Genomic DNA, 26,868 nt, shown 5'->3' on the forward strand with positions numbered 1-26,868 from the left:
GGCGGAAGACCCGGAATTTGAAACCTTCTACACTAAAAATATTCTGCTTAACGAAGGTCTGAGAGCTTGGATGGCTCCCCAAGACCAACCCCACGAAAACTTTATCTTCCCTGAAGAAGTATTACCTCGCGGTAACGCTCTCTAAAGATGGCAAGAAAATTTACCGAATAGGGGGAAGGGTGAAGTTAAATCACCCTTCTTTTTTGTTGATTAACGCATCTCAGGCAACTACTACTCATTTTCTGGATACCCATGTAGGATAAACTAGAGAATTTCTTGGAGATTAAGACAATGTTTCGCCAAATTTTATTATCTAGTCTCGGTTTGTTGCTAATTTATCCCCTAGGGAGCGAGCCAGCAGCGGCCAGAACCATGAGAATTAATTGTGAAAGTCAAAGCGGTCGCACTACTCGCTGTCCCGTGAACGCTAGATGGGCCCAAGTCAGATTAATCCGCACTCGCTCCGCTGCTCCCTGTGAGGGTAATTGGGATTTCCAAAACGGCAATATTGTGGTCAGAAATGGTTGTCGGGGCGAGTTTGAGGTACGCATGGACGACCATCACGGTAATGTTGGTGGCGGTTGGGAAGGTAATGTTTATGAAGAATTTCGCCTCCCCAATATCGGTCGTTTTGTCGTTGATCGCCGCAGTTATTATGATAGTGGCAGAATTAGAGAATTTGATGCGATCGTTAATGGCAGTCGCGAGCGTTGGTGGGCCAATTGTCGTGGTGGCGAACTCGGCAGCGGTAGTCGTCGCATCCGCTCATCCCGAGAAATCGATCGAGTAGTGGACTTTGTTTGTGAGGATCGGGGTTAAATATAGAAACCAAAACTCTATCTAAAACCTTGTAAAGTTACTTATTTATATAGCTAGATAGCTAAAATGAGTAACTTTTGCCGAAGATAGATTTTAAGAACGTTATCAGGTAAGCTAAGATGCACTTTAACCGCCTATCCTTAGATTACCTGAATTTCTCCCAATCTCTTGACTTGCCTCGAATAGTGGCTTGAGAAAACTAAAATCCTTAAGATAGCTGCTGTAAGAAACCCGTTTTCTTGATCTGCTGCTACAATTCAAGTAGATTGGAGGAAAATATATGGAGCCGGCAAACACCTTAGATGCTCTAATGCTCAAAACCATCATCAAGGAAAGCGTCCGCGAAGTTATGCGGGAAGAATGGTTTAAATTCTTCGAGATGCTGATTCCCTATGTTGATGATATAGAACAAGCTGACATAGAAGCAACCTTTAATCCTGTTGATTACAAAGACGACGGCTTCGTTGATATTACAGGCTGGTTTAATCGTGAAGATCAGGATCAGTAGATCAGCCAATAAATTTTTGGAGAAACTAGATGCCAATAGCCGAAAATCTGTTTTGACTAAAATTGGTATTCTCAAAACCTGCCTTGAAACTCAAAACGTTTATCCCCCTGAAGAACTTGATATCAAAAAACTTAAAGGTGAGTTAAAAGGATTCTCCAGAATTCGTGTTGGCAAAATGCGAGTTATTTTTGAAATCGGCAAGGAGACAGACGAAATCTTTATTTATGAGATTAACTTTAGAGGCAATATTTACGATTAATTAAGCGATTAGCAACGTTCGGATTTACCAATTATTTTCGATACTTCTTTCCGCAGCCATCTAACTTTCATGAGTTAATTTAGCAAATACTGCTTCTTCTTTGTTAGCAAAGTCTCCAGCTTCGACTGGGGCCACTGCTTTCTTAATTTTCTCGCCAGCAGCCAGAATAATCACCCGATCTTGACGATTACTAGACTTCTGACATAATTAACTTTTGAGAGTTCAAAAATGGGAAAATAGGGATGAAGTTGCCTAAAATATCTTTATACTTAGGGTCTGCTGAATAAATCTAGAAACCTTGTTGGATAAGACTTTTGGACTTTTTTGACCTCAAAAAGTGCCAGCCATTGGAGGGATCGGGGGTAAAATTCAGGTACTTTTTCCCTGAAAATTAGGTAACTGACTACCTCAAAATCGGTAAAACCCCACACCCCACACCCCACACCCTGCCCCCACCAACAAACTTTTTCAGCAGACCCTACTTAGTTCTCCTGACTACTGACTACTGACTACTGGCTCCTCTCTCTGAGGATTACCGGTCACTGATTACTGATTACTGATTAGAGAATACCCGCATTAGAAAGACCGAGAACCAGTCCCGCACCGAGAATATGGCCAAAACTCATGGTAGCCAATAATTCCGGCAGACCGAAGCTTTTTTTCGAGGCTAACTGCGGCAAGGGTAAAGCAGGGCCGGCCCCAGTATTTTGGATAGCAAAATAACCGATAACGAAGGCTACTAGGTTAGCTAACGTCATGGTAATGCCGACGGATAAATTCCAGGGAATGGTTTGAGCAGTGGCTAAAAGTAAGGCGGAAGGGATCATTTGCGCTCCAGTCTTGATAAGATTTTGTTAACCACAGGGCATTATAAAAAGCTCTTGACCCGAAACTGCTTTTTGTTTGAATACTTAACAGTTTTTGTAACGTTTTGCGAATAAGATTAAATGCGAATTAAAATTTGCGGCATTACCCAACCGGACCAAGGACGAGCGATCGCCAATTTAGGAGCAACGGCCTTAGGTTTTATCCTCGTACCGAGTTCGCCTCGTTACGTCAAAATCGAGCAAATTAACGCTATTACCGCCGCAATACCCGACAAAATTGATTTTATCGGGGTTTTTGCCGACGAGCAACCGGAAATTATTCAGCAAATAATTATTAAAACCCCCTTGACAAGTGTGCAGTTACATGGTAAGGAATCTCCCGAATATTGCCAAAGGTTGCGGCAATTATTACCCGACCGGGAAATTATCAAAGCTTTGCGGATCAAAGACAGAGAAAGTTGGGAAAAGTCGGCAATTTACTTCAATAGCGTCGATACTTTACTTTTAGATGCCTACCATCCCCAATTGCTCGGCGGTACGGGACATACCTTAGACTGGCAAGCCTTAGCCAGTTTTTCGCCCCCCTTGCCCTGGTTTCTGGCCGGAGGACTCAACCCCGATAATATTAGTGAAGCTTTAACTCGGCTGCACCCCCAGGGTATTGATGTCTCTAGCGGCGTTGAGCGATCGCCTGGTGATAAAGACATCAAAAAAGTCGCCCTCTTGTTAGAGCGACTGCAAACATTCAGTGATCAGTGATCAGTTAGAAGGTTTTAGGGTGTTGGGGTTTTAGTTGAATTCCCCCATTTCCCTGACTAGAAGAAATTGGGTTTATGACGGATCAGGTTAAGATACTCCTCGCGGGTTTTCTGCTCGTCTTGGAAGACTCCTAACATGGCGCTGGTGACAGTCCAGGATCCCGGTTTCTGCACCCCGCGCATTACCATGCACATATGAGTTGCTTCCATGACTACCGCAACCCCTTGGGGGTCGAGAATTTCTTGAATCGCTTCGGCAATCTGACGGGTGAGGCGCTCTTGCACCTGTAAACGACGGGAATACATTTCCACAATGCGGGCCAATTTACTTAATCCGACCACCTTTTGGTTAGGAATATAGGCAACGTGGGCCCGACCCATGAAGGGTAACATATGATGTTCACAGAGACTAAAGAAGTCAATATCGCGCACTAATACCATCTCATTATGACCTTCATCGAAGATCGCACCATTAACGAGGGTTTCCAGGGATTGTTGATAGCCTTGGGTGAGAAACTGCATCGCTTCGGCCACCCGTTTGGGGGTTTTTAATAAACCTTCTCTTTCGGGATCTTCCCCCACCGAGATCAGGATATTTCTGACCGCATCCATCATCTGTTCTTTGTTTTCGTCGGAAGTTGGATGAATTTGAGCGGTTTTGCCATTGTGGGTGTTGCGATCAGGGCGACTGGTTACGCGTGCTTGGATAGCGTCGGTTAGATTACCGTTTAAACCGTTAGAAGAAGCTATGGTCATAATGAGGATGCCTGTAGGCGAATTGATCGATAAATAGGAGTATTTTGGGTTATAATGCCCCCGCACTGGGCATAATGGTCATCGTGTCCACTACGGCCTGTTTGGGCAGTAACACCGCTTGCAGAATGGCCTGAGCGATGATATCCGGGGTTAACATGGCCGAGCGATCGAAATCTGCTTTGACGCTATCGCTGTCCCAGATGGGAGTATTGACAGCCCCGGGGGTGATAATCGTGACGCGAATGGCGTTAGCCCGCTCCTCGAGGGCTAAAATGCGAGAAAATGCCACTAATCCCGCTTTGCTGACACTATAGGCCCCCCAATCGGGGAAAAAATTATCGGCGGCGATCGAGGAAACATTAACGATCATGCCTCCCCCCTGTTGACGCATGGCAGGTAAAATTCCTTGCACACACTGATAAACGCTGGTTAAATTCAGATCGATCACCCGCTGCCAGTCTGACAAAGGTGTTTCGGCCAAGGGATTTGTGTAACCCATGCCGGCATTATTGATCAGAATGTCGATCGGTCCGGATTCTTGGGCGATTTTAGCGATACTAGGAGCTACTTCCGGGATATCCGCCAAATCTAAGGGGTAAGCTTGGGCTGATACGCCTAAATCTGCCGCCATTCCCGCCACGGTTGCCAATTTTTGCCGATCACGACCGATTAAAACCAGATTAATTCCCGCCTTGGCGAAAGCGAGGGCGGTTTCTTTGCCGATGCCGCTGCCGGCTCCGGTGATCAGCGCTCGCTGTTGACGAATAACAGAGTTCATGGTATAGTTTGAAGTCTCTTAATTCTGGGTAGTTAGGTCAAAATTTTGGCGGTCAGGGGAACCCTAGAAAAGTTTAAGGGAGTTGGGTTGGATCGGAGCAATTTTTCTCGCACCAAAACTGCTGCGGCCACCCCAGGCGGGGGGGAGCATTGACTATCAAGTAGGTTCAAGATTAAGAATCGTTACAAAATTTTACCTAGCCAATTATAGCACTGTTAAGTCAGGGATCACTAATCTTTGTGTATATTCAGATAGATATCTAACCAGGGAGAGAAAAAAGCGGCCTGGTGGGCGAGAATTCTTGAGGCTGTCTTGGTCGAAAACTCCCTCTCCCGGCGCTCAAAACTACTCACCAGAGGAGATGACGGCACTGGGTTGAGTGCGATTGACAATCACCACTCGATCGCCGATAACGGGACTTCTAGCGAGGAGAATTCCCTCGTTATCCTTCATTTCCAAGCGGCGAAAATCGAGACTTTGGCAACGTTGAAAAACCGAATTAGCCAATTTATCCTGTTGTGATGCCTCCAGGCTATACCAATTATTGCCCAAAATAACTACTAGACGACTGGCCAAAAAATCTGCCTCTACGGTAGAAATAATCCCGGCGGGATAACGAGTAGTTAAATCGGTAATTTCCTCTTGAATGGCTGCGACTAAACTTTGTTCGGGAGTTAATCGGGGTTTTGCTTTAGTAATCGGGACGGGAATCGGTGCCTCTGGTGCGGTTAATTCTGGGGGAGTTTCGATAATTTCCCTAGCTGCCGGTGGGGGACTAGAGACAACTTCAGGCATATTTTCGGCAATTTCCCCTGGATTTTTCGGTAAACTGATCACGGCGACTAAGAGGATAGTGACTAAACTTCCTGTTAACAAACCGGTGATTAACCAATCGGGAATTTTTTCGCTAATTCCCCCGGGTAAAAGTCGGCGAATTTTGTTCAAAATTGCCGTCCACCACCCTTCCACCTGCTCGAAATCTGGTAAAATATCGTCGATTCCCTCGACTGCTTCGATGGGAGAATCTGGGGTTAAACTTTGCTCAACTCCTGCAAATTCGTCTGGTTTTAAAGCAGCGGCTAACTGTTGCGTTGAGTTAAGAAGATTATCAACAGCAACTTTTGGGGGTAACACTGTCCCCGTTCCCGTGTTAAGTTGGGAAACGATCAAATTTAACTGCTCGATCGCCTCTTGTAGTCGGATCACCGTTTCTGCTTGGCTGAAATTCTCTCGCTCGTTTGGTTGAGTCATAATCTTTCTTAACCCGCTGCCATTCTTTTTCAAAATATCATTCTATGCGTCGTTTTCTCGGTTTTTTAACCAGTATTTTCCTTGTCTTCCTGACTGCTTGTGGTAGTGTCGCTCCCCCGCAAGAATTTGCCCCTGACGGAGAAATCGTCGCCAAAGCCCTTTTATTACAATTTCGTCACACATCCGATCGCCTTAGTCAATCTTTACAGATCGATGATCCGCAGGTAAAAATTGCTAAAATTAATGTCACCAGTCTGGAACCGATTTATGTGGGCAAGTTACCCGCTTATCACTTGCAGGGGGATTACGATCTAACTCTGCGATTGCCCCATCAAAAAGATACCAAACAACACAACAATTTTGATCTTTATTTACAAAGACAGATCGAGGGTAAAACTTGGCGTTTACTGGAAGAAGTTGCCTCACAATGGCGCAGCTATTTAGTCAAATAACCAGAAAAAGCCAGGGGGTTTTGCTATAGTCTATGATTATCAGCAATGACAATCCTCAAAGGGAAAATTTAGCGATTATGATTACCTGTCCTCGTTGTCAGCAGAAGGTCGATAGTCAAGCCTTGCAATGTCCCTACTGTGCTAATATTTTAAAGGCCTATGGTCATCCCGGCATGACCCTGCATCAAGCTGTCACGGGCGAGTTTTTATGTCAAACTTGTCTCTACCATGGCGATGATAGCTGTAATTTTCCCCAACGTCCCTACGCTACCAGCTGCACTTTATACAAAAATAGCCAAATAATAGCCGAAAAAATTCCTCCTCTCCCTCTCCCTAGGGTTTTTAAAAATTGGTGTCTCAGGAATAAGGGATTATTGCTATTATTAACCCTGATTTTGGGCAGTATTGCCCTGGCTTTTATAAACTCACGTCGTTAATTTTCTTGCTGGCGATCAAGCCTTGATATAAATCTAGATCGAACCAGAAAGTTGTGCCAATTCCCACTTCACTAATCAAATTAATTTGACTATAGTGTTTTTCAATAATATTTTTGACGATCGATAATCCTAATCCCGTCCCTTCTAGAGTATGAACGCGATTTTCTACCCGATAGAATCGATCAAATATGGCACTTTGATCCTCGGCATCAATGCCAATACCAGTATCGGATACTTCCACGCGAATTTTGGGAGTTTCTTGGGGATTATCTCTGCTTATTTTATAGGCACGAATCACCACTTTACCGCCGGCAGGAGTAAATTTTAGGGAGTTACCGACTAGATTAGTTAATACCTGTAAAAGTAGATCATAATGACCTAAAATTGGTAGTAAATTGGCTTCAATTTCCGAGCTTAATTCTAGTCCTTTATCCCTAGCATTGAGTTGATAGGTTCTTAGGGTTTGTTCGATTAATTGTCCGATATCGAGCGCATCTAAGTTATAGTTACGCGAGGATTCTAACCGAGAAAGATCGAGAACATCATTAACTAAACGAGTTAAGCGATCGGTTTCATGATTGGCGGTTTCTAAAAACTCTCTTTTTTCTGTATCGCTGAGATCCTCACCAAATTCTGTCAGGGTTTCAATAAAAGATTTGATGTTAAATAAAGGGGTTCTTAACTCATGGGAAACATTGCTGATAAATTGACTTTTTGCCTCATTTAATTCTGTTTCTCTAGTGATATCCTGTAGCGTCATGGCAATTCCCCGGACATTCTCCCGATGCTGATCGAATACCTGAGTTAACAAAAGGCGAATTGTCCGGGGTTTCGGGTTAGTTAAAGATAATCTAAATTCTGCTGGGGAATAGTTATTATTTTCCTGATCAGTAACAGCATTTTTCTGATTTTGATTAGCCGATTCTTCTGGCTGGAGGGTTTCTCCTGCCGCAATTTGATAGAGAGGTTTAGTTAGTCTAACCGTTAACTCCGAAGGAAAAAGATGTAGAACATTTTGACCGATAATTTCCCGATCTTCCCAGCCAAATATCTCCCGAGCTGCGGGATTAATTAATAATAATTGAAAATTAGTATCTAAGAGAATTGCTCCATCAGCAATAGTGGACATTAACGTATCTAATTTGGCTTTTTCGGCGGTCATTTCTTCGATATTTTGTTCTTCGTATCGTTCTAACTTTTCCGCCATTTCATTAAAACTGAGAATTAATTCTCCTAACTCTCCTCCCAGGGGTAAATCAACGCGCTGCTTAAAATTTCCCGCTGCAATATTTTTGACCCCGACTAATAACTCCTTGATCGGTTTGGTGATAGTTAAAGCATTAAAAACCGCCCCGAGAATCACCATAGCCCAGATCGAGACAAAAACGGCAATAGTCACATCACGGGTTAGATTAGAAGAAGCCACCACAATAGCGTTAGGATTGATCCCGATCGCTAATACTCCCAAATATTTGCCCTCATGATTTAAGGGAACAAAGACATCGGTTACTTCACCGTCGGGGGTTTTATGCTGACGGATGAGGGGAGTTTCCCCATTTTCGCCATAATTTTCCGGTAATTGAATGCGACGCTCGATCGTCAGGGAGTTCTTAACTTCGGCGGTAGAATAGGGAATACCGAAAAATATTTCACCCTCCTCGTTAGCGTAGATCAAATAACGCACACTGGAGGTACTACTATAAAAACGGGCTGAAAAACGGGCTAAATCGGTTAAATTGTCCTCAGCAATCAGAGGGGAGACATTAGCGGCTAATAACAGCCCTAAATCCCGGCCAAAACGGGTATCATTGAGACGGACATCCTGCTGGATCGTGTTAACCGCCCAAAAGGTTAAACCACTCATCAACAAAGAAACGGCTAAAGTAGCCGCGGCCATTAATTTAGTTTGGAGGGTGAATTCAGACCACCAACGGGCGATCGCTTCTCGGAGAATGGGCAGAAAATTAAACACGGTTAGGGAGGATTAATCGGTGTTCTTGAGGAGTCTATCGCTCAAATCGCGGGTTAACACGATCATCTTAACTCATTATTAAGCTGGTAGCGGTTAAGCTGGCAGTAATCTCACCTAAGTCTCCGAGAAAGTCAAGAAATGTCCAAAAGCGCCAAGAGTTCTAATTTTAGCTACCCCCGGTACCTCTGTGGTGTAAATGCTGAACACACCTAAATTTTGCCGTTGACTAGAGGTTTCGATCGCTGGTTTTAAGATTTGATTTTTGATCACATTTCTGGCTGCCACTGGTAAAGAATCGATCGAGTCACAGAGACTGATTTTTTCGCAAGCGATTTTGTCGGCATGAGCGAGAAGTTTTTCCGAGGCGTATTCGCTGTAAAGTTCTTGGGGTGGATTGGTAAATCCCATAATCCCCGCTACCACCCCCAATGCGATCGCTCCCTTGAAGAAATTACCCCCCATAGCTACTTAGCTCCTTGATTTTGTCTTCTCCACTCTATTTTGACAAGACATTTTCGATCCGGCTAGGGGGCAGTGTTAATTTCTTAAACCAATACCGGGTGCATAGCACTCTAGTACATTTCCCGTGAGACTGCAACTAATTAACAGATAATCGCAGTGAGAACAGGCGGTGCTAACGAGATGGTGTTCTAAAATATGCTGTCTTTCGGCAAAATTTCCACAATTAGGACAGCGTACTTGTTGCAGGGTGATCATAGCAAACCTCGTTAATTAGTTATCTTTTGTATATAAAGCTAGTTTTTCTTGATCCCAATCGGTTTAAGCCTATTTTTTCCTTGATCCCCATTATGGAGTCGCTAATCTGATCTGGCTAGTAATTTTTACTAAACTTTGCAATTTTTCTTGAAAAATTTAATAATTTCTTTCTAGGGTTTTTTACCGTGATCGGATATGTGTCGGTAATTTTGGGGAAGAGAAAACCAGAAAATGAACTCTTAAACTGCCGATCCCTTACTGCTATAATTACGGCTGATATTATTGATTATCCTATGAAGTATGCTCTGGTTCACGAGTGGTTAACCCCAAAGGCGACGGGGGGATCGGAATTAGTGGTTAAGGAGATTTTACAATGTCTAGAGGCGGATTTATACGCTTTGGTCGATTTTGAGTCCACTAATCCCGATAGTTATCTCTATGGTCGCTCGATCGGGACAACTTTTCTGCAAAACTTCCCGAAAGCGAGAAATGGCGTACAAAAATACTTACCTTTTCTTCCCCTGGCGATCGAGCAGTTAAATTTAGAGGATTATGATGTGATTTTATCCTCCTCCCATTGTGTGGCTAAAGGGGTGTTAATTCGACCGGATCAGGTGCACATTTGTTATTGTCACACTCCGATGCGTTATGCTTGGGATTTAACTTTTGACTATCTGGCTAATAGTAAGTTAGGACAGGGATTACCCGGTATTTTCACCCGTTATCTCTTGCATGGGTTGCGTCAGTGGGATGTGATTTCTGCTAATCGTGTGGACTATTTTCTGGCTAATTCCCACCACACCGCTAGACGAATTTGGCGCTGTTATCGACGGGAGGCAAAAGTTATTTATCCTCCCGTACAAATCGAGCGTTTTCCCTACCAAGAGAAAAAAGAAGATTTTTATTTAGTAGTCTCTCGTTTGGTTAGTTATAAAAAAGTCCCTTTAATTGTGGAAGCGTTTAATCAATTGGGATTACCCCTAGTGGTTATTGGAGATGGTCCACAAATGGCTTTAATTCGACAGTTAGCCAAGGATAATATTCAGATTTTAGGGGCAGTATCCGATCAAATGGTAGCAGAATATATGTCGAAAGCAAAAGCGTTTATTTATGCTGCTTGTGAGGATTTTGGTATTGCTTTAGTGGAAGCGCAAGCTTGTGGTACTCCCGTGATTGGATTTGCTGCCGGAGGTGCTTTAGAAACCGTGCGAGATCTGCGGGAAAATTCTCCCCAGGGAACAGGATTACTTTTTGGGGAACAAAATCCCCAATCCTTGCAGGAAGCGGTTAAATATTTTGTCGATCATGCGGATAAAATTGACCCAGAAAATTGTCGGCAACAGGCTAATAGATTTACTCCTGAAATCTTTCAAAGTAACTATAGTTTATTTGTCGAGGAACATTCAATATCTAAAAATTATTGCTAACTTTAATTAGAGCAGTTATCCTAATGGTGAGCTAGGAAGTTTTCGTTTTAGGGAGTCGGTCATCGATCGTTGATAAAAAATTAGGTTATACAATATTTTGATGAGAAACGCTGTAAAAGAGGGCGAATGCAATTCGCCCCTACAATATTTTGATGAGAAACGTTGTATTTCCTCAATGGTGGGAGTGCATCACCTGCGCTCAAAATGTAATATTATGGATATTTCTCTAACGTGGAGATCTAGCCAACGCTGATAGCTTACCGTGGTGATTGTGATGACAGAAAAGCGAGGATTATAGCCGTGCCTTGGAATCGAGTTAATCAATGGGTAGAAAGACGCTCTTTAGTGGCCTTAGAATCAGCTTATCAGAGAGCGCTGAAAATTAAAGCGATCGAAGATAAACATTTTGGGGGACAAAAAATTTCCCCGGCTGCCGTGGGAGGAAAAAGTGTTTATGATTACTTTCAAAGTACCCTAGAGCGAGAATTATTACAGATACGTTTCGATTTAACTCAAGTGCGTCTGGGTAATTTTATCAATCCGCAAACTAACCCAGAAAATAATAACATCCTAGAGACTTTAAAGGCGATCGAGGATATTATCGGTAAATATCGCCTAGATTTAGGGGAATTGCTGCCCCCATTACCGAATAATCAAACCCCAAATCTGCCTAATGCCAATCTCACCAGTGATAAACCCAGGGATAAAGATAACCAGATAATTTCTCCTGCAACCAGTAATAAATTTTTTAACTTCCAGCAAGAATTAACCCCCGAATACGAACAAACCGTTATTAAACAACTCCGTACCCTGCGACAACAACAACGGATTGCTATCCGTTTTATCCTGATTATTATTTTAGTTCCTCTCTCGGTGCAGTTTATTAGTAAAAACTTCGTTTTTAGCCCTGTCTTAAACTATTTTGGTGTGGATAGAGCGAAAATATCAGAAGTTTATATTTCTCAGGAAATTGGTGAAAAATATCTCAGGGAATTTGCTAGACTTCAAGAAATACAAGAAATCAAGCACGTTTTAGGAGTAGCAAAAGTAGGACATGAATCAGAAGAAACCTTTCGGGAACAGGTGCAAGAATTATTCAGAGAAGCGGGTTATGAAAGTCAAGATGGTTGGAAAAACTTGCTCTCCGATATTACTGGAGTAATAGCCTTTATCGCGATCTTAATTTTTGGTCGTCAACAATTGGCAATTACGCGAGCCTATCTTAGTCGTTATTTTCTCAGCTTAAATGATATCACCAAAGCCTTTATCTTTATTCTCTTTACCGATATATTTGTCGGGTTTCACTCGGCGGAGGGTTGGACGGTAATCTTAGAAACTTTGTTCCGGCACTTTGGTTGGCGCGAGAATATTACATTCATTAGCTTGTTTGTGGCCACTGTTCCCGTTATCCTAGATACCATCTTTAAACTATTAATATTTAATTATCTGACTCGTAAATCTCCCACCGCCGCAACTATCCTAGAAAAGATGAACCAGTAACGCCCTATGATCCTCAGTATTGCCGATACTTTCATTAAAAGACCCGTTCTGACCACAGTTTGCTCGATTTTAATCGTTTTGATCGGAGCGATCGCTGTTCCCTTTTTACCCCTAGAAAAACTGCCCCAGTTGGCATTTATTCAGGTGGCGGTAAATGCCAACTATTTGGGAACCGATGCCAAAACCGTACAGGATAACGTTACCACGGTACTCGATCGCCAGATTAACGGGACAGAACAGATTGTTTATATGCAGTCCCAGAGTACCAACACCGGACAAAGTACGGTGAATGTCTTTTTCCCGGTGGAAATGGATCGTAACATTGCCCAAGTCTTGGTACAAAACCGTGTCAGTACCGCCGCCGCTAGTTTACCTGAAGAAGTGAACCGGCAGGGGGTGACAACCAATACCCAATCCCCCAGCGTTACCCTTGCCTACGGGATTTCCGCCAAACCGGACGAAAAGGGCAATTATCCCTACGATACAGTCTTTTTAAGTAACTTTGTTGATCGAGTCATCGATGCCGAGATTCGCCGGATCGAGGGGGTTGGTAGTACAACCATCATCGGGGAAAGGGAATACGCCCTGCGTTTTTGGCTTAATCCCGATGCTTTAGCCGCTAGGGGCGTATCGGCGGAACAAGTAGTACAGGCGATCCGAGAACAGAATATTCAGGTGGGTGCGGGGACAATTGGCGGTGATCCCAGTCCCGAAGAGCAGCAATTCCAGATCGCCATTCGCGCCGTTGGTAGGGTTGCCACCGGGGAGGAAGCAGAAAATATCGTCGTCAAAGTCGGTGAAAATGGCGATTTAATCCGAATTAAAGACGTGGGACGGGCAGAAATCGGAGCCGAAAGCTACAGTACCGCCGCCTATTTCGACAAATCCCCCGCCGTCGTCTATATCGTCTATCAGTTACCCGGTTCCAACGCTTGGAATACTGCCAAACTGGTGAAAGAAAAAATGGCGGAACTAGAACCGAGTTTCCCCCCGGGGTTAAATATCGCCATTACCCTCGATAATACCGCCTTTGTCGCCGCTTCCCTGGAAGAAGCCTTTAGCACTCTGGTGGAGGCGATTTTACTGGTTATTCTCGTCATTTTTATCTTCCTTCAGGATTGGCGCACCACGATCATTCCGGCGATCGCTATTCCCGTATCTTTGATCGGAACCATGGCCGTCGCCCTGGCTTTAGGCTATTCTCTCAATAACCTCTCCTTGTTTGCCGTCATTCTGGCCACCGGTTTAGTGGTGGACGACGGCATCGTGATTGTAGAGGCGGTATCGGAAAAATTACGGCAGGGAATGCGGCCATTTCAAGCTGCCCTTGATGCCATGGGCGAGTTAACCTCGGCGGTTATCGCCAGTTCTCTTGTACTATTAGCGGTTTTTATTCCCGTCACCTTCTTCCCCGGTACGGTGGGGATCGTTTATCGACAATTTGCCGTCATCATCTCCGCTTCAATTATCATCTCCACCTTTAACGCCCTCAGTTTTTCCCCCACCATGTCGGCGATTATCATGAAAGCGCCCCAACGCACCCGCGGACCCTTGGGACTGTTTTTCGAGGGCTTTAATCGGGGTTTCAACGCAGTTAAAGAGGGCTATCGACGCTCGATCGAATTTCTGATCCGCATCCGTTTTTTAGTGTTACCCTTCTTTATCGCCGCCCTCTTTCTCACAGCTTGGAGTTATAGCACCACTCCCCAGGGTTTTATCCCCGAAGAAGACCAAGGTTATGCCTTCGTTTTGGTGCAAGCACCCGCCGGGGTTTCCTTGCGCTACACCGATCAGGTTATCCGTCAGATTAACGAAGAAATTCTCGACGGTATCGAAGAAATCGAACACTTTGTCGGTATGGCGGGCTTTAGTTTTGCCGGAAGTGGTAGCAACCAAGGGCTATTTTTTGTCAAGTTAAAAGAATGGTCGGAACGGCCCGGCGAAGATAAGTCGGTTTTCGGGGTTCTGCGGAAAATTAACCAGCAATTAGCCACTAAAGTCCCAGATGCTCGCGCTTTCGCCGTTAATGCGCCCCCCGTGGATGGATTAAGCTCTACCGGCGGTTTCGAGTTATTTATCCAAAACCGCGCTTCTTTCCCCATGGACGCTTTGATTGCCAACGCTAATAAAGTCATGGCCGAGGCCCGAACAAGACCGGAATTATCGGGAATTTTCACCCAATTTACCACCGACACGCCGATGCTGGAACTTTCCATCAATCGCAACCAGCTACAGGCCCAAAACGTCGATATGCAGGCCGTTTTCGGAACCCTGCAAACCTATCTCGGTTCCAACTTCGTTAACCAATTCGTCTTAGGCGATCGCTTGTATCGAGTCTTTGCCCAAGCAGAAGCGGATTATCGTTCTAATCCCGAAGATATTAACCGTCTTTACGTCCGTTCCCGTACCGGGGCCAATATTCCCCTATCGGGTTTAGTTAGCGTCAAACGCTTCACCTATCCACCGATTATCACTAACTTTAACCTCTATCCCTCGATTAACGTTCAGGGTAGTCCCGCCCCCGGTTTTAGTACGGGACAGGCGATCGCAGTGATGGAAGATGTTTGTCGGAAAGTCCTGCAGCCCGGTTTCGGTTACGCTTGGACGGGTACAGCTTTCCAAGAAAAAACTTCCGCCGGGGCTGCCCCAGTTATCTTCGGATTAGCCTTTATCGTGGTTTTCCTCGTCCTTGCGGCCCAGTACGAAAGCTACATTGACCCGATTATCATCATGATTACGGTTCCCCTAGCGATCCTAGGTGCCATGGGGGCCTTACTGTTGCGGGCGAATTTCCTACAAGTGGGTAGTCTCTTCCCGGCGGTGAATAATAATATCTATGCTCAGGTGGCTTTGGTCATGTTGATCGGTTTAGCGGCTAAAAATGCGATTTTAATCGTGGAATTCGCTAACCAGTCCCGTACTTTGGGTTTAAGTATTCCCGATGCGGCAGCCCGGGCCTCGACGGAACGCTTAAGACCGATTCTGATGACGGCTATTTCCGGTTTAGTCGGTTTCTTGCCCTTGGTTATCGCTTCCGGCGCCGGGGCGATGAGTCGTTGGTCCCTGGGAACTGCAATCTTAGGCGGTTATCTGATTTCCACGGTGTTGAGTTTATTTCTCGTCCCGGTGTTGTATGTGCTGATCAAACAGTTCGAGGCCCGATTCCTCTCCTCGAAACCCCCGAAAAGTGGCGGTTCTGGCGGCAAAAAAACCCCTTCTCTCGATGGGGAAAGAAATACATCAGAAACCCCGATAGAAGAAGGGGCCATTTCCTCTTTGAAAATCTCTCCTCAGTCCCCGAATGACTAGGGTGTTGGATTTTGGGGGTTAGGTGTTCGGTCGTCGGTCGTCGGTCGTCAGTAGTCAGTAGTCAGTAGTCAGGAGATTATTTTTATTTATTCTTCCCACTCCCCAATTCATAATTCATAATTCATAATTCATAATTCCCATATCTGATAACTGAAAATAATGAGTCTAGAATCTACTGCTAACGAGGCGATCGCTCATAATTTAGAGCAATTCCTGCTAGTTTTGACCATTTCCTTGAGTGTCGCCACTTTATCGAGAACCGTTGCCTTCCTCCGCAAAATTCCCTACACCCTGCTGTTAGTTATTGTCGGTATGGGTTTAGCTTTTTTAGATTTGCGTTTGGTCAATCTTTCCCCGGAATTAATTCTGGAAATTTTTCTGCCTCCCCTCCTTTTTGAAGCCGCTTGGAATATTCCTTGGGCTAAATTAAAGGAATATTGGGTTACTATCGTCCTTTTTGCCGTTATCGGGGTGATTATCTCCGTTTTGGGGGTTGCCTATCCCCTACATATTTTTGCCAATTTACCCCTATCGATCGCTTTTCTCTTGGGGGCTGCCCTAGCTGCCACCGATCCCGTCTCTGTAATTGCCCTATTTAAAGAATTGGGGGCCAGTAAAAAACTGACGATCCTGATGGAAGGGGAAAGTCTCTTTAATGATGGGGTCGCTGTGGTGGCTTTCGTCCTCTTGGTGGGGATTCCCTTGGGAGTCGATACCTTTTCCGTACCCGTCACGATCGCTCGTTTCTGCACCTTTGTGGGGATTGGCATCGGTGTGGGTTGCGTGATCGGTTTCGGCATTTCCTACCTTACCCAACGCTTCGATCTGCCTTTCGTGGAACAGTCTCTCACCCTAGTTTCTGCATACGGAACCTATCTCGTCACGGAAAAATTAGGCGGATCCGGTGTGATTGGGGTGGTAATTGTCGGGATTATTCTCGGTAATCTCGGTTCGCGCATTGGTATGAGTCCCCGCACGCGCCTGGTAGTTAGCGAATTTTGGGAATTTATCGCCTTTTTTGTCAATTCCATCATCTTTTTACTGATCGGCGATCAAACTCGTTTTGAGAGTCTTGGTAGTCACTTAACCGGGATTTTAATAGCGATCGCTGCTATGGTGGTTTCCCGTCTGTTCTCAATTTTTGGACTAGGGGCAATTAGTAACCTAATTACGGGCAATAACATCAATTTCAAGGAAAGAACGGTGTTATGGTGGGGAGGATTGCGCGGTTCGGTTTCGATCGCCCTAGCGTTAAGTGTTCCCACGGCTATCCCCTACCGTCAAGAAATTATTGACGTGGTTTTTGGGGTGGTTTTATTTACTTTATTGGTGCAAGGATTATCTATACAATGGCTGTTAAATGCCCTCAATCTTATCGGTGATCAACCGATTCGCGCCGAATATTCGGCCCTAATTGCTCGTCAAATTGCTTTAACTAGGGTGTCTAATTATCTGCAACAACCAGAACGTTTTCCCGATATCGATCCCGAATTTTATCGCTATAAAAAAACTCTGGTGGAAGGACAATTAAAGTCCTTGCGGGATCAGTTGCAAAAATTACTACAGGAACATCCACAATTAAAAGATGTGGTGGCCGAACAATTTCAAGATACTTTACTCGATATCGAAGCTAATACCTACGCAGAATTAATTCGAGCCGGTCGTTTAAATGAAAATCTCGTTCCCCTTTTAGTGGAGGTAGAAGAAGAAAAAGAGAGGGTTTAATGATCAAGTCATGGAAAATCAAAGAATTTTTGCTAAAAATTGCTGAGTTCGATCGGATTGGGGATGATTAAAAAATTCTGCTGGGGGGGCAATTTCCAAAATTAAACCCTGATCCATAAATACCACTCGATCGGCCACTTCTCGCGCGAATCCTACCTCGTGGGTGACACAAACCATGGTCATCCCCGATTTGGCTAAACTTTGCATCGTTTCCAAGACTTCTCGCACCATTTCTGGGTCTAAAGCTGAGGTGGGTTCATCGAATAACATCACCTTCGGCTGCATGGCCAAAGCGCGAACGATCGCCACCCGCTGCTGTTGTCCTCCCGATAACTGAGGGGGATATTTAAGCGCTTGTTCGAGAATACCAACTTTTTCGAGGAGTTTTCTCGCTATTTCCTCCGCTTGCGCTTTTTTCCAACCGCGCACCCACATCGGACCGAGGGTGACATTATCTAATACCGTCAGATGGGGAAAGAGGTTAAATTGTTGAAAAACCATGCCAACTTCCTGACGGATTGCCTCGATATTTTTGAGGTTGTGAGACACAGTTATTCCGTCAATAATAATGCGGCCTTTTTGATAGGATTCCAACCCGTTAAAAGTGCGAATAAAGGTGGATTTTCCTGAACCGGACGGTCCCATAATCACGACAACTTCCTGTTTATTAACGGTGAGATTGACTCCCCGCAAAGCATGAAAGCGGTTATCATACCATTTTTCCACCGCTTCGGCAATTATAATCGGTTCACTGTTGTGAGAGTCCATATTTTTGAGAGTTTATTGATTATCTGTATCGGGAAACCACTGTTTCTCAAGAATTTGTCTCAGAGAGTAGGGACAAATTATCGGTAAATTTTTTAATCCTGTCTTTTTTTCGGCAATTAAGCGAGCGTTTTCATAGATATTCTCTAACTCTAGTTCTAGAAATTTGCTTAAATTGGTGGTGAGCTTATCTTCTAATTGTACTCGAAAAGTGATAATGTCTGCCGCCCAATGATTACTATTTCTTTCTCTTTCTGTTGTCCAAAATTGATAGAGTAACAGATGGATTATTATTTGTAAACTTAAACTTTTAACAGCAGTTTTTTCGCTTCGTCCCAAAGCTGCCAACTCCTCGATTAAATGTTCGTAATCTAACTGATCTAACTGACGATTTTTTAATAACTCGATCGTCTCGCTTAACCAGCGATCATACTCCCGTTCATAAAGCTGTTCTAAAGCAAGCATTGTCCTTGATTAAATGGGGACAGAAGAAAAATAACCCGTTCCTAGGAATGATAGCACAAAAGATATGAACGGTACGGGATTAGTGTAAATATTTGTGAATTAATAATGATGACAGTAAAAAATGCTTGACCATGAGGTAAAAAAAAGGTTAAATTATGGTTAGGCTGAGAACCCACACATCCTAGATAATGAGGCTATCATGGAGATCGATAAACTCAAAGCAATTGCTCAAAAAGTTGAAACCTCTCGTTCTCAAATCCAAAACGAACAGGCAACCAAAACAGCTTTTATTATGCCTTTTTTGCAAGCATGGGGTTACGATGTATTCAATCCCATGGAAGTTCACCCCGAATATAGTGCAGATTTAACTGGATTAAAAGGGGAAAAAGTAGATTATGCTATTTGTTTGGACAATCAACCGATTATTTTGATGGAATGTAAAAGCTGTCATCAAAATCTTGAGCATCCTAAACATAGTTCCCAACTGCATCGATATTTTAACGCAACTGGAGCTAACTTTGGAGTTTTAACTAATGGGATTATCTATCGGTTTTATACGGATATCGTCAAGGATAATATCATGGACGATAAGCCATTTTTTGAGTTTAACATTCTCGACTTTGACGACTCTTCTGTTAACGAATTAAAACGATTTTCTAAATCTAGCTTTAATTCTGACGAACTAGAAGAGGTTGCTCGCAATTTATTGCACACAAAAGAAGTTAAAAAAGTGATTGCCCAGCAATTAAATGATCCTTCCCCCGAATTTGTTAAGTTTTTTGTTAGTCATGTGTATTCTGGGGTGAGAACTGCATCGGTTGTCGAAAAATTCAAAGAAATTATTAAGCGTTCTCTCAAAGAGTATATCAATGATATCATCAAAGAAAAATTTGAGGAAGTTTTAGGAAAAGAACCTGAACCAAATCCTCCTGATACACCAGCATTAGAAGATACTCCACCAGAAGAAACAGGGGAAGATAAAATTAATACGACCCCCGAAGAATTGGAAGGATTTTACATTATTAAATCAATTCTACGGGAAGAAATCAATACCGCACGCATTCAATTCAAAGACACTAGAAGTTATTTTGGTATCAACTTAGATGGAAAAGTAACCAAAACAGTCTGTCGTCTGCGCTTCAATGAAAAAACTGGCAAGAAATCAATCAGTATTCCCGATAACGTCGAAACTGGCAAAGAAGCAACCACCAATATAGACAGTCTTGATGAAATTTATGGAGTCGCTGAATTTCTGAAATCTCGTATCCGCTATCTGACTCAAGATATTTATAAAAGCAAGTCAGAAAAAACGGAAAGTATAGTCATTTCAGATAAGTCTGATACAGTCTAGGCCGACAAAACCCTTATGAAATCTCGGATTGATATTCTCAATCTTAATTGAAATGACTATATCTAAAATAATTAGCCCCTATCTCTTTAACGACCGATAGGGGTTTTTAATGATATAATTTTTAGTAATCGCTGATTATCGTTGTAAAATTTTATCTAGGTATAGGAAGTTACGGTTAAGTAAGTGGTCATGAAAAGGAGACGGGAAACAGGAGATAGGAAAAAGCTGATAACTAGAAGTTCATTAAAACTTCAACACATTTGAGGAGATAACTTAGTTTTTTGTCACCCTTTTCAGCTAAACTAAGTTTATGACTAAAAGCCTAGAAAACATTACCATTCATCAGTTTAGAGGACTGCGAGAGCTTGAGCTAAAGAATCTCGGACAGATTAACCTGCTTGTGGGAATTAATAATTCGGGAAAAACCAGCGTTCTCGAAGCGTTATCTATTTATTGTCATCCCCTAGATCTAAAAGTTTGGCTAAATACTGCTAGACAAAGAGAACAAGAGTACAGAGTTTCTCGGACTCCTTATCTAGATTCCCTACAGTGGTTATTTACCCACGAGGCAATGATTGAGCAAGAACAACTTAATCACGGGGTTATATCAATCACAGGAAATGGCTCCTTTAAAGTTCAGAAAATCGAGGCAATTTATGAAGAACTCGAAGGAATTATTTTAACTGACAGTCCCGAAGACAAGCTTAATCCTAATGAGATAATTAGCGAAGAAAATGAAGATTTAATTGATAATAATGAAGAGTTATGGGAAACAAGAAAAGGTATAAATTTATCGATAACAGTATTTCTTGCTGAAGAACAATTAAGTTTAATTAATTATCCCCAAAATCCCCTGAAAGAAAACTATCAACTTTGGGAAAATAGCCCTCTCTCTAGACTATCGGGAAAAAAAGAACCTAGCTTACTAACTTCTCTGGTTAGTCCCGCTTCTCATCGTTCTGATATTGGTCAATTTCGGTTACTTTCAGAAGTGAGATTTGCCAATTTTAAAACAGATGTTATCGATTTACTGCGTCAAATGGACAGTAATATTTCTGACTTAGAAATTCTCTTACCTCCTCATTCTTTATCTGCCAGATTTAATATTTATATTCAACATGAAAAATTGGGACTTGTCCCCGTTAGTACCTTTGGTGATGGGGTGCGTCGCTTACTTCATATCGCCCTCAAACTTGCCAGTGTTAAAGGTGGAATTTTATTCATTGATGAATTAGAATCAGCTATTCATACAGAGGCACTGCAAAGTTCTTTTAATTGGTTAGTTAAATGGTGTCAAAAAATGAATGTACAACTGTTTGCTACTACCCACAGTCTAGAAGCTGTTGATGCTCTTTTAGAAGTCACCGAACCAGAATCAGATTTAGTGCTTTATCGTCTCGAACCAAAGGAAAATTATACTAGAGTAGTTAGACATGATTGGACTCGATTAAAAAGCTTACGAGAAGACTTAGGACAGGAGGTTCGTTGGTGAGTCGAGAACATATATTGATTGGAGTGGAGGGTAATCATGATCAAGCTTTTCTGGTGAAAGTTATGTGTAAACTGCTGGGGTTTTCTAAATGTGAAGAACTCTCAAATCTAGAGCCAATTTGGAAAAAATTTATTCCGAAATATCCTCCTCCTAAAACTGGAAAACTTTACATCAGACTCGATATGCCATCTATTCTTTATACTGAGACTTTATCCGTGGCAATTTATGCCGGGGGTGGCAGTGAATTAATTAAAAATTTAACCAATAAACTTGCCGATATGGATTATAACAATGAATTATCAGCTTTTGCCATTATTGCCGATGCGGATAAAGATAACCCAGCAGAAGTTGCTCGCAAATATCATCAGGGTTTTCGGGAATATTTTCCCGACTTTCCCAGGGTAGTAGCTGCTACGGGAACTATTCAAGAAAACAGACCAAGAGTCGGATTATATATACTGCCTAATAATGTTGATCAAGATGTCTTAGATACCCTACTTTGTGATTGTGGAAAAATCGCCTATCCTGAATATATGAACAGAGCAAAAGCATATATTCAACAATTTTCCGAGGAAGAAATTAGTCAAATTGGCTGGAAACCTTTTGATAAAGAAAAAGCCACTATTGCCGCCATTGCTAGTATTCTTAAACCTGGAAAAACCAACACCGCAACCATTTCCGATGATCGATGGATTAGCGAACAAACTGCAACACAAATACCATCACTACAAAATCTCTTAACTTTCCTGAAACAACTACTCAAAATGGAGTCGATATAATTATATTTATCTGCTGAAAACTTGGGGAGTTACGAACTAATGCTTAATTCTCTCAATATAACTTTTGCCTTTTGCATGAGTGCCTCTTGCCTATTACATTATCTATGTCACAACTAAAGAAAAGTGGTATAACTTAATTGTGTCAAAGCTTAGAAAAAAAGCGAACTTCTCTAGGGAGAAATTCGCCGTAATTTCCAGAAACTCTGAATTTATTAATTAGGCACGAGCTTCGAGACGACCGTAGAAAATGCCGCGAATTTTCACTTCTTCAGCATCTTTTGCCCCTAAATCGGTGTCGGAAGGCTGCTCACTTTCAAAAACACCAGCAAACTCGCCGGTAGAAGCGTCAACTTTAGTTACCTGTAAAGACATAGTACCTTTACCCAGTTCCGTTGCTTTGACGTTAGCGCGTTGGAAATCTTGACTATCAGCACTAGCGGGTAAAGCGACAGCATTATCATAACCCGTCACCACACCCCGACCTTTGGGATCCAAGAAACCAGCGCCACGATAGGAAGGAACTTTAAAGTCGCCTTCAAAATCGGTGGAACTGTTAATCGAGTTAAAGCCGGCTTCGGTTTTGCCGGTGAAACCTTTAATGGTAAAGAAGAGGGGAACTCTTTCACCTCCGGGTAATTGTACGGTAATGGGTTGGAAATCGATACCGTCTTCTTCCTTGAGGGTTAAAACACCGTCTTCACCTACGGTTAAACTCGCTGTCATCTGTTCTAAACTGGTGGTATCTCTGGTTAGGAGTTTACCCTGGATAAAAGTGGCTGCTTCCCGCTTATTAACGGGTTCACCCTTGACAAAATATTCTTGGGGTTCCAAGCATAAATCTGTCACCACATAACTCTCGCCGCGTTCTAAGGGGAGAGTACCCCGGGTGAACTCGGAAATCTGGGGACATTTGTTAGCTAATCCCGTGTTTAAAATTTCATCATAGGTTAGCTCGTTTCTATTCAGGACGGCACTAGGCGCGTCGCTACAAGCTGTCAACACCCCCAAGCACAAGGCTAAAAAGGCAACTAACAAGGCACGAAATCTCATCTATGTCAACCTCTCTTTGTCAATCTTTACAATTACTACCCTTGATCCATAGCCTGATGAATTATCGAATCGGTCGGGCCAATTCACCGAAACTCAGTTTATCAAAGATCCGTGACCATTGAGAAGATGGGGGACAGGGAGAGGAGAGACAGAAGGCAATAGGCAATAGGCAATAGGCAATAGGCAATAGGCAATAGGCAATAGGCAATAGGCAATAGGCAATAGGCAATAGGCAATAGGCAGCTTTGTTCTCCCCACTCCCCACACCCTACACCCTACACCCTACACCCTACACCCTACACCCTACACCCTACACCCTACACCCTCTTTCAAGTCAGAAGGCTCTAAGAAACTCATAGCTGATGACTGATATGATCGGTGTGACTGTTTTCAGGTGCAGAAATTTCGATGAATAGCCGATTGCCGGGAGATAATAGCCAATTAGATAGCCAACTGCATTCCCTTGTAACGACGGTGACAGCGATCGCCGAAGAACAACAGGGAGATTGTAACGGTTTGTTAAGGTTGCTGCGAACTTTAGAAAATTTACATCGGCAAATTCGCGAGCAGATGTTCGAGCCATCTTTACCCAATACTCGTAAGGACTTATACGGATTACTCCGGGATATCGAGGAAACCGGGGGATGGCCCTATATAGAACGGATGAAGTTACAAATGTTAATGGAAAAATTATTAATCAGTGAAGCCGGTGCGCTCGATCCGGCGGCAAAAACCGATGATCGGGAAAAATGAGTGTCCAGAGAGTACGGAGCGGGTTACAGTATTGGGAAAATGGATATTTTAGGGGTAGTTCGTAAATCATGACCACCGTGAACCCGATTAAATTTGGAACCGATGGCTGGCGCGGGATTATCGCCGCCGATTTTACTTTCGATCGAGTCGCTCTGCTCGCTCCCTTGGCGGCTCAGGTTTTAGCGGATAATTATGGTCAGATCACGGGTTCGCGGACGATGATCGTCGGCTATGATCGGCGGTTTATGGCGGAGGATTTTGCTCAAACTGCGGCGGAATCGCTGCAAAAAGCCGGTTTTGATGTGCTTCTCTCCCAATCCTACGCTCCCACTCCCGCTTTTAGTTGGGCAGCTCGCTCAGAAAATGCTCTCGGTGCGATCGTCTTAACCGCCAGTCATAACCCAGCTAAATATCTCGGTTTGAAGGTTAAAGGTTATTTTGGTGGTTCTGTCTCGCCGGAAATTACCCAACAAATTGAAGCTTTATTATCTAATCCGCCCCAATTTAAGGCCAATGCAGGTAAATTAAGCACTTTTGAACCGTGGTCAGGTTATTGTCAGGGTTTACGCCAAAAAGTTAATATTACCGCTATTGCCGAGGCGATCGAATCGGGACAACTAAAAGTTTATTCCGATGTCATGCACGGTGCGGCGGCTACCGGTTTAGAGCGTCTTTTGGGGGTGGGGATCACGGAATTACGCGGCAATCGCGATCCTTTGTTCGGTGGCGGCTCTCCGGAACCTTTACCGAGAAATTTGACGGAAATCATCGATAAACTGGCTCACAGCGCAAATTTAGCCCCTTTGCGAGTAGGTTTGGTCTTCGATGGCGATAGCGATCGAGTGGCGGCGATCGATGGTCAGGGGAATTTTTTAAGCACCCAAAATCTCATCCCGATTTTAATCGAGCATTTAGCCGGCAAAAAGGGAATGAGAGGGGAAATTGTCAAAACGGTGAGCGGTTCCGATTTAATCCCCAAATTAGCCAGTTTATACGGTTTATCGGTCTTTGAAACCCCGATCGGTTATAAGTATATCGCCGATCGAATGTTGACCACTCCTGTGTTAATTGGTGGGGAAGAGTCGGGAGGTGTCGGTTATGGTACTCACATTCCCGAACGGGATGCTTTATTATCAGCTTTATACGTTTTGGAAGCAGTGGTAGAATCGGGCCAAGATTTAAGCGATCTTTACGCGCAATTACAGGATAAAACTGGTTTTTATTCTCAGTATGATCGCATTGATTTACCCCTAGCTAATATGGAAGCTCGCGATCAGTTAATTACTGCTTTGGATCAGGAACCCTTAAGGGAAATTGCCGGTAAACAAGTGACTGATTGTAATCCTATAGACGGTTATAAATTCCGTTTAGAAGATGGCAGTTGGTTGTTAATTCGCTTTAGTGGTACAGAACCGGTTTTGCGTCTCTACTGTGAATCTTCAACCCTCGATCGAGTTCATGAAATTCTCGCCTGGGCAAAATCTTGGGCTACTTATATCTAAACAATAGAAAAAGGGTTTCTTGAAGAAACCCTTTTTCTATTCTATTATTTTTTAACGCATTCAATAATGCAAATATCCTCTTGAGTTGGAATAATTCGATTTAATTTTAATCCCGCTTGACTCAACAATTCCTCAAATTCTTCTGCGGTTCTTTCCTTACCTCCCGGACACATAACTAACATATTTAGGTCTAACATTTTAGCGGCCGAAGGATTATTACCCGAAGGAACAACCATTTCCAAGACCAAAACTTTACCATTGCTATCTAAAGCTTGACAACAGTTTTTCAAAATAGCAATCGCTCGTCGATCATCCCAATCATGAATAATATGTTTTAATAAATAGCCATCTCCTCCCGATGGTACGGATTCAAAAAAATTACCGCCAACGGGTTGACAACGATGGAGAATGCCGTGTTTTTCTAAAGTCGGTTGACAATGGGAAATTACATATTCTTCATCAAAAAGAATCCCTTTGAGGTGGGGATATTGCTCTAAGATTGTCCCCAACATCTCACCGTATCCCCCACCTACATCTACTGGGGTTTGAAATTCTGAGAAATCATACACAGCTAAAATAGCCTTCTCCTCCGAAAAAGAAAAACTATTCATCGACTGTTCAAAAATCTCTGCATCTAGCGGATGAGTTTGAAAATATTCAAAGACTCCCATCCCAAAGACATCATCAAAGGATGGTTGTCCCGTTTTAATACTATGTAACACATTTCCCCAGGCTTGATAATGGGGGGCTTCTCCTAACATAATTGCTGTCGCTTTTACTGACCGGGGATGGTCACTAGATAAATGTTCGGCTAAGGGAGTTAGTATAAACTGTTGAGATTCAGTTTCTTGAAAAATTCCCACACTAGCTAACGCTCGCATCAGTCGGTATAAAGCAGCAGGATTAGTCTCAGTTAGGGAGGCCAATTCTTGACAAGATTTCGCTCCTTTGCTTAAATGCTCGGCTAGACTCAATTTAGCCGCAGCATAGATGGCCTGAGATAGCCAGTAACCCGAAACCATTTGGGTTAATTGAAGATGAAGAGGGAGTTCAGGTAAGGACATAAGCAACTTTTGTGGGAATATAATTAAACATTACCATATAGAATAAGCTGCCCGGGCATTTAAATCGTCTGTTGAGATGAGGCACTTTTGCAAGGGTCAACAGGAAAGGGATTGGGGGAGATTCAATTAATTTCTAAGTGCGAGTAGAGAGA

Annotated in this window: 27 protein-coding genes and 1 pseudogene; 16 read left to right on the forward strand and 12 right to left on the reverse strand. The window is 43.2% G+C overall.

Annotation, left to right across the window (positions count from 1 at the left end):
- From LW728_RS03400 to LW728_RS03415, 4 genes and pseudogenes are all read left to right on the forward strand, one after another.
- A pseudogene (locus LW728_RS03400) lies at positions 1 to 145 on the forward strand (photosystem II protein D2); the annotation flags it as partial.
- A 146-nt stretch (positions 146 to 291) separates the two neighbouring features.
- Positions 292 to 819: a DUF3011 domain-containing protein gene (locus LW728_RS03405; protein ID WP_002800616.1), complete on the forward strand. Its 528-nt coding sequence runs from the start codon at positions 292 to 294 to the stop codon at positions 817 to 819.
- A gap of 280 nt (positions 820 to 1,099) precedes the next feature.
- Positions 1,100 to 1,327 (forward strand): hypothetical protein, encoded by a 228-nt coding sequence (locus LW728_RS03410; protein ID WP_002756856.1) that lies wholly within the window; start codon positions 1,100 to 1,102, stop codon positions 1,325 to 1,327.
- On the forward strand, positions 1,308 to 1,586 hold the full coding sequence (locus LW728_RS03415) for a type II toxin-antitoxin system RelE family toxin (protein ID WP_002773465.1): 279 nt from the start codon (positions 1,308 to 1,310) through the stop codon (positions 1,584 to 1,586). Before LW728_RS03410 ends, LW728_RS03415 begins: the two co-directional genes overlap by 20 nt.
- Before the next feature lie 60 nt (positions 1,587 to 1,646).
- Here LW728_RS03415 and LW728_RS03420 read toward each other — a convergent pair whose 3' ends face one another.
- A complete protein-coding gene (locus tag LW728_RS03420; RefSeq protein WP_002800612.1) occupies positions 1,647 to 1,760 on the reverse strand; it encodes a hypothetical protein in 114 nt (37 codons plus the stop codon).
- A gap of 386 nt (positions 1,761 to 2,146) precedes the next feature.
- A complete protein-coding gene (psaK, locus tag LW728_RS03425; protein ID WP_002756861.1) occupies positions 2,147 to 2,413 on the reverse strand; it encodes a photosystem I reaction center subunit PsaK in 267 nt (88 codons plus the stop codon).
- A 120-nt stretch (positions 2,414 to 2,533) separates the two neighbouring features.
- Here psaK and LW728_RS03430 point away from each other — a divergent pair, with 120 nt between their 5' ends.
- On the forward strand, positions 2,534 to 3,172 hold the full coding sequence (locus LW728_RS03430; protein ID WP_287765194.1) for a phosphoribosylanthranilate isomerase: 639 nt from the start codon (positions 2,534 to 2,536) through the stop codon (positions 3,170 to 3,172).
- 56 nt (positions 3,173 to 3,228) lie between these two features.
- Here LW728_RS03430 and folE read toward each other — a convergent pair whose 3' ends face one another.
- The 3 genes from folE to LW728_RS03445 all read right to left on the reverse strand — a co-directional run bounded on the left by folE (position 3,229) and on the right by LW728_RS03445 (position 5,956).
- Positions 3,229 to 3,927, reverse strand: a complete 699-nt coding sequence (gene folE / locus LW728_RS03435; RefSeq protein ID WP_002800609.1) for a GTP cyclohydrolase I FolE — start codon at positions 3,925 to 3,927, stop codon at positions 3,229 to 3,231.
- 49 nt (positions 3,928 to 3,976) lie between these two features.
- Positions 3,977 to 4,705, reverse strand: a complete 729-nt coding sequence (locus LW728_RS03440; RefSeq protein ID WP_287765196.1) for an SDR family oxidoreductase — start codon at positions 4,703 to 4,705, stop codon at positions 3,977 to 3,979.
- A gap of 345 nt (positions 4,706 to 5,050) precedes the next feature.
- Positions 5,051 to 5,956 (reverse strand): hypothetical protein, encoded by a 906-nt coding sequence (locus LW728_RS03445; RefSeq protein WP_002800605.1) that lies wholly within the window; start codon positions 5,954 to 5,956, stop codon positions 5,051 to 5,053.
- A 44-nt stretch (positions 5,957 to 6,000) separates the two neighbouring features.
- Between LW728_RS03445 and LW728_RS03450 the strand changes: the two genes are divergently transcribed.
- Both LW728_RS03450 and LW728_RS03455 read left to right on the forward strand, forming a co-directional pair.
- Positions 6,001 to 6,408, forward strand: coding sequence for a hypothetical protein (locus LW728_RS03450; protein WP_287765198.1), 408 nt, complete (start codon positions 6,001 to 6,003; stop codon positions 6,406 to 6,408).
- A gap of 77 nt (positions 6,409 to 6,485) precedes the next feature.
- On the forward strand, positions 6,486 to 6,845 hold the full coding sequence (locus tag LW728_RS03455; RefSeq protein WP_002800603.1) for a hypothetical protein: 360 nt from the start codon (positions 6,486 to 6,488) through the stop codon (positions 6,843 to 6,845).
- Here LW728_RS03455 and nblS read toward each other — a convergent pair.
- From nblS to LW728_RS03470, 3 genes are all read right to left on the reverse strand, one after another.
- Positions 6,826 to 8,817, reverse strand: a complete 1,992-nt coding sequence (nblS, locus tag LW728_RS03460; protein WP_287662522.1) for a two-component system sensor histidine kinase NblS — start codon at positions 8,815 to 8,817, stop codon at positions 6,826 to 6,828. The two genes, LW728_RS03455 and nblS, sit on opposite strands and share 20 nt — an antisense overlap.
- Positions 8,818 to 8,931: 114 nt before the next feature.
- Positions 8,932 to 9,279, reverse strand: coding sequence for a DUF4359 domain-containing protein (locus LW728_RS03465; RefSeq protein WP_002800601.1), 348 nt, complete (start codon positions 9,277 to 9,279; stop codon positions 8,932 to 8,934).
- A 75-nt stretch (positions 9,280 to 9,354) separates the two neighbouring features.
- Complete coding sequence (locus LW728_RS03470; protein ID WP_002800600.1) at positions 9,355 to 9,534, reverse strand: hypothetical protein; 180 nt, start codon at positions 9,532 to 9,534, stop codon at positions 9,355 to 9,357.
- Between the two features lie 293 nt (positions 9,535 to 9,827).
- Here LW728_RS03470 and LW728_RS03475 point away from each other — a divergent pair, with 293 nt between their 5' ends.
- The 4 genes from LW728_RS03475 to LW728_RS03490 all read left to right on the forward strand — a co-directional run bounded on the left by LW728_RS03475 (position 9,828) and on the right by LW728_RS03490 (position 17,495).
- On the forward strand, positions 9,828 to 10,961 hold the full coding sequence (locus tag LW728_RS03475; protein ID WP_287669197.1) for a glycosyltransferase: 1,134 nt from the start codon (positions 9,828 to 9,830) through the stop codon (positions 10,959 to 10,961).
- 300 nt (positions 10,962 to 11,261) lie between these two features.
- Positions 11,262 to 12,461: a proton extrusion protein PcxA gene (locus tag LW728_RS03480; protein WP_287765201.1), complete on the forward strand. Its 1,200-nt coding sequence runs from the start codon at positions 11,262 to 11,264 to the stop codon at positions 12,459 to 12,461.
- Positions 12,462 to 12,467: 6 nt separating this feature from the next.
- The gene (locus tag LW728_RS03485) at positions 12,468 to 15,770 is read left to right on the forward strand and encodes an efflux RND transporter permease subunit (protein WP_287765204.1); all 3,303 of its coding nucleotides are present in this window, start codon (positions 12,468 to 12,470) and stop codon (positions 15,768 to 15,770) included.
- 159 nt (positions 15,771 to 15,929) lie between these two features.
- Positions 15,930 to 17,495 (forward strand): cation:proton antiporter, encoded by a 1,566-nt coding sequence (locus LW728_RS03490; RefSeq protein WP_287669190.1) that lies wholly within the window; start codon positions 15,930 to 15,932, stop codon positions 17,493 to 17,495.
- An 18-nt stretch (positions 17,496 to 17,513) separates the two neighbouring features.
- Here LW728_RS03490 and LW728_RS03495 read toward each other — a convergent pair whose 3' ends face one another.
- Together LW728_RS03495 and LW728_RS03500 are read right to left on the reverse strand one after the other, a co-directional pair.
- Positions 17,514 to 18,263, reverse strand: a complete 750-nt coding sequence (locus LW728_RS03495) for an amino acid ABC transporter ATP-binding protein (protein ID WP_002762440.1) — start codon at positions 18,261 to 18,263, stop codon at positions 17,514 to 17,516.
- Positions 18,264 to 18,275: 12 nt separating this feature from the next.
- A complete protein-coding gene (locus LW728_RS03500) occupies positions 18,276 to 18,725 on the reverse strand; it encodes a DUF29 domain-containing protein (protein WP_002800591.1) in 450 nt (149 codons plus the stop codon).
- Positions 18,726 to 18,924: 199 nt separating this feature from the next.
- On the opposite strand from LW728_RS03500, the gene LW728_RS03505 reads away from it, so the two are divergent.
- From LW728_RS03505 to LW728_RS03515, 3 genes are all read left to right on the forward strand, one after another.
- Positions 18,925 to 20,076 carry a type I restriction endonuclease gene (locus LW728_RS03505; protein WP_287669185.1) on the forward strand — a complete coding sequence of 384 codons (1,152 nt, stop codon included), beginning with the start codon at positions 18,925 to 18,927 and terminating at the stop codon, positions 20,074 to 20,076.
- Positions 20,077 to 20,386: 310 nt separating this feature from the next.
- Positions 20,387 to 21,568: an AAA family ATPase gene (locus LW728_RS03510; RefSeq protein ID WP_287669182.1), complete on the forward strand. Its 1,182-nt coding sequence runs from the start codon at positions 20,387 to 20,389 to the stop codon at positions 21,566 to 21,568.
- Positions 21,565 to 22,347 carry a DUF3226 domain-containing protein gene (locus LW728_RS03515; RefSeq protein WP_287765206.1) on the forward strand — a complete coding sequence of 261 codons (783 nt, stop codon included), beginning with the start codon at positions 21,565 to 21,567 and terminating at the stop codon, positions 22,345 to 22,347. The genes LW728_RS03510 and LW728_RS03515 overlap by 4 nt, the downstream gene beginning before the upstream one ends.
- A gap of 216 nt (positions 22,348 to 22,563) precedes the next feature.
- Here LW728_RS03515 and LW728_RS03520 read toward each other — a convergent pair whose 3' ends face one another.
- On the reverse strand, positions 22,564 to 23,397 hold the full coding sequence (locus LW728_RS03520) for a photosystem II manganese-stabilizing polypeptide (RefSeq protein ID WP_002800587.1): 834 nt from the start codon (positions 23,395 to 23,397) through the stop codon (positions 22,564 to 22,566).
- 408 nt (positions 23,398 to 23,805) lie between these two features.
- Here LW728_RS03520 and LW728_RS03525 point away from each other — a divergent pair, with 408 nt between their 5' ends.
- Both LW728_RS03525 and LW728_RS03530 read left to right on the forward strand, forming a co-directional pair.
- Positions 23,806 to 24,150: a hypothetical protein gene (locus tag LW728_RS03525; RefSeq protein WP_002773423.1), complete on the forward strand. Its 345-nt coding sequence runs from the start codon at positions 23,806 to 23,808 to the stop codon at positions 24,148 to 24,150.
- A 68-nt stretch (positions 24,151 to 24,218) separates the two neighbouring features.
- The gene (locus tag LW728_RS03530) at positions 24,219 to 25,652 is read left to right on the forward strand and encodes a phosphoglucomutase/phosphomannomutase family protein (protein WP_287765209.1); all 1,434 of its coding nucleotides are present in this window, start codon (positions 24,219 to 24,221) and stop codon (positions 25,650 to 25,652) included.
- A gap of 44 nt (positions 25,653 to 25,696) precedes the next feature.
- Here the strand turns inward: LW728_RS03530 and LW728_RS03535 are convergent, their stop codons facing one another.
- Entirely contained in the window at positions 25,697 to 26,716 is a 1,020-nt protein-coding gene (locus LW728_RS03535; RefSeq protein ID WP_287765211.1) for a methyltransferase, read from the reverse strand.
- Positions 26,717 to 26,868: the final 152 nt, after the last annotated feature.

The sequence above is a fragment of the Microcystis sp. 49638_E5 genome, from assembly GCF_021300285.1.
Taxonomy (GTDB): Bacteria; Cyanobacteriota; Cyanobacteriia; order Cyanobacteriales; family Microcystaceae; genus Microcystis; species Microcystis aeruginosa_C.

Coding starts and splice junctions, on each gene's coding strand:
- LW728_RS03475 (WP_287669197.1), top strand. CDS start 9,828: ATGAAGTATGCTCTGGTTCACGAGTGGTTAACCCCAAAGGCGACGGGG.
- LW728_RS03500 (WP_002800591.1), bottom strand. CDS start 18,725: ATGCTTGCTTTAGAACAGCTTTATGAACGGGAGTATGATCGCTGGTTA.
- LW728_RS03440 (WP_287765196.1), bottom strand. CDS start 4,705: ATGAACTCTGTTATTCGTCAACAGCGAGCGCTGATCACCGGAGCCGGC.
- LW728_RS03530 (WP_287765209.1), top strand. CDS start 24,219: ATGACCACCGTGAACCCGATTAAATTTGGAACCGATGGCTGGCGCGGG.
- LW728_RS03520 (WP_002800587.1), bottom strand. CDS start 23,397: ATGAGATTTCGTGCCTTGTTAGTTGCCTTTTTAGCCTTGTGCTTGGGG.
- folE (WP_002800609.1), bottom strand. CDS start 3,927: ATGACCATAGCTTCTTCTAACGGTTTAAACGGTAATCTAACCGACGCT.
- LW728_RS03455 (WP_002800603.1), top strand. CDS start 6,486: ATGATTACCTGTCCTCGTTGTCAGCAGAAGGTCGATAGTCAAGCCTTG.
- LW728_RS03470 (WP_002800600.1), bottom strand. CDS start 9,534: ATGATCACCCTGCAACAAGTACGCTGTCCTAATTGTGGAAATTTTGCC.
- LW728_RS03505 (WP_287669185.1), top strand. CDS start 18,925: ATGGAGATCGATAAACTCAAAGCAATTGCTCAAAAAGTTGAAACCTCT.
- LW728_RS03485 (WP_287765204.1), top strand. CDS start 12,468: ATGATCCTCAGTATTGCCGATACTTTCATTAAAAGACCCGTTCTGACC.
- LW728_RS03410 (WP_002756856.1), top strand. CDS start 1,100: ATGGAGCCGGCAAACACCTTAGATGCTCTAATGCTCAAAACCATCATC.
- LW728_RS03445 (WP_002800605.1), bottom strand. CDS start 5,956: ATGACTCAACCAAACGAGCGAGAGAATTTCAGCCAAGCAGAAACGGTG.
- LW728_RS03465 (WP_002800601.1), bottom strand. CDS start 9,279: ATGGGGGGTAATTTCTTCAAGGGAGCGATCGCATTGGGGGTGGTAGCG.
- LW728_RS03490 (WP_287669190.1), top strand. CDS start 15,930: ATGAGTCTAGAATCTACTGCTAACGAGGCGATCGCTCATAATTTAGAG.
- LW728_RS03405 (WP_002800616.1), top strand. CDS start 292: ATGTTTCGCCAAATTTTATTATCTAGTCTCGGTTTGTTGCTAATTTAT.
- LW728_RS03535 (WP_287765211.1), bottom strand. CDS start 26,716: ATGTCCTTACCTGAACTCCCTCTTCATCTTCAATTAACCCAAATGGTT.
- LW728_RS03525 (WP_002773423.1), top strand. CDS start 23,806: ATGAATAGCCGATTGCCGGGAGATAATAGCCAATTAGATAGCCAACTG.
- LW728_RS03430 (WP_287765194.1), top strand. CDS start 2,534: ATGCGAATTAAAATTTGCGGCATTACCCAACCGGACCAAGGACGAGCG.
- LW728_RS03510 (WP_287669182.1), top strand. CDS start 20,387: ATGACTAAAAGCCTAGAAAACATTACCATTCATCAGTTTAGAGGACTG.
- LW728_RS03495 (WP_002762440.1), bottom strand. CDS start 18,263: ATGGACTCTCACAACAGTGAACCGATTATAATTGCCGAAGCGGTGGAA.
- LW728_RS03450 (WP_287765198.1), top strand. CDS start 6,001: ATGCGTCGTTTTCTCGGTTTTTTAACCAGTATTTTCCTTGTCTTCCTG.
- psaK (WP_002756861.1), bottom strand. CDS start 2,413: ATGATCCCTTCCGCCTTACTTTTAGCCACTGCTCAAACCATTCCCTGG.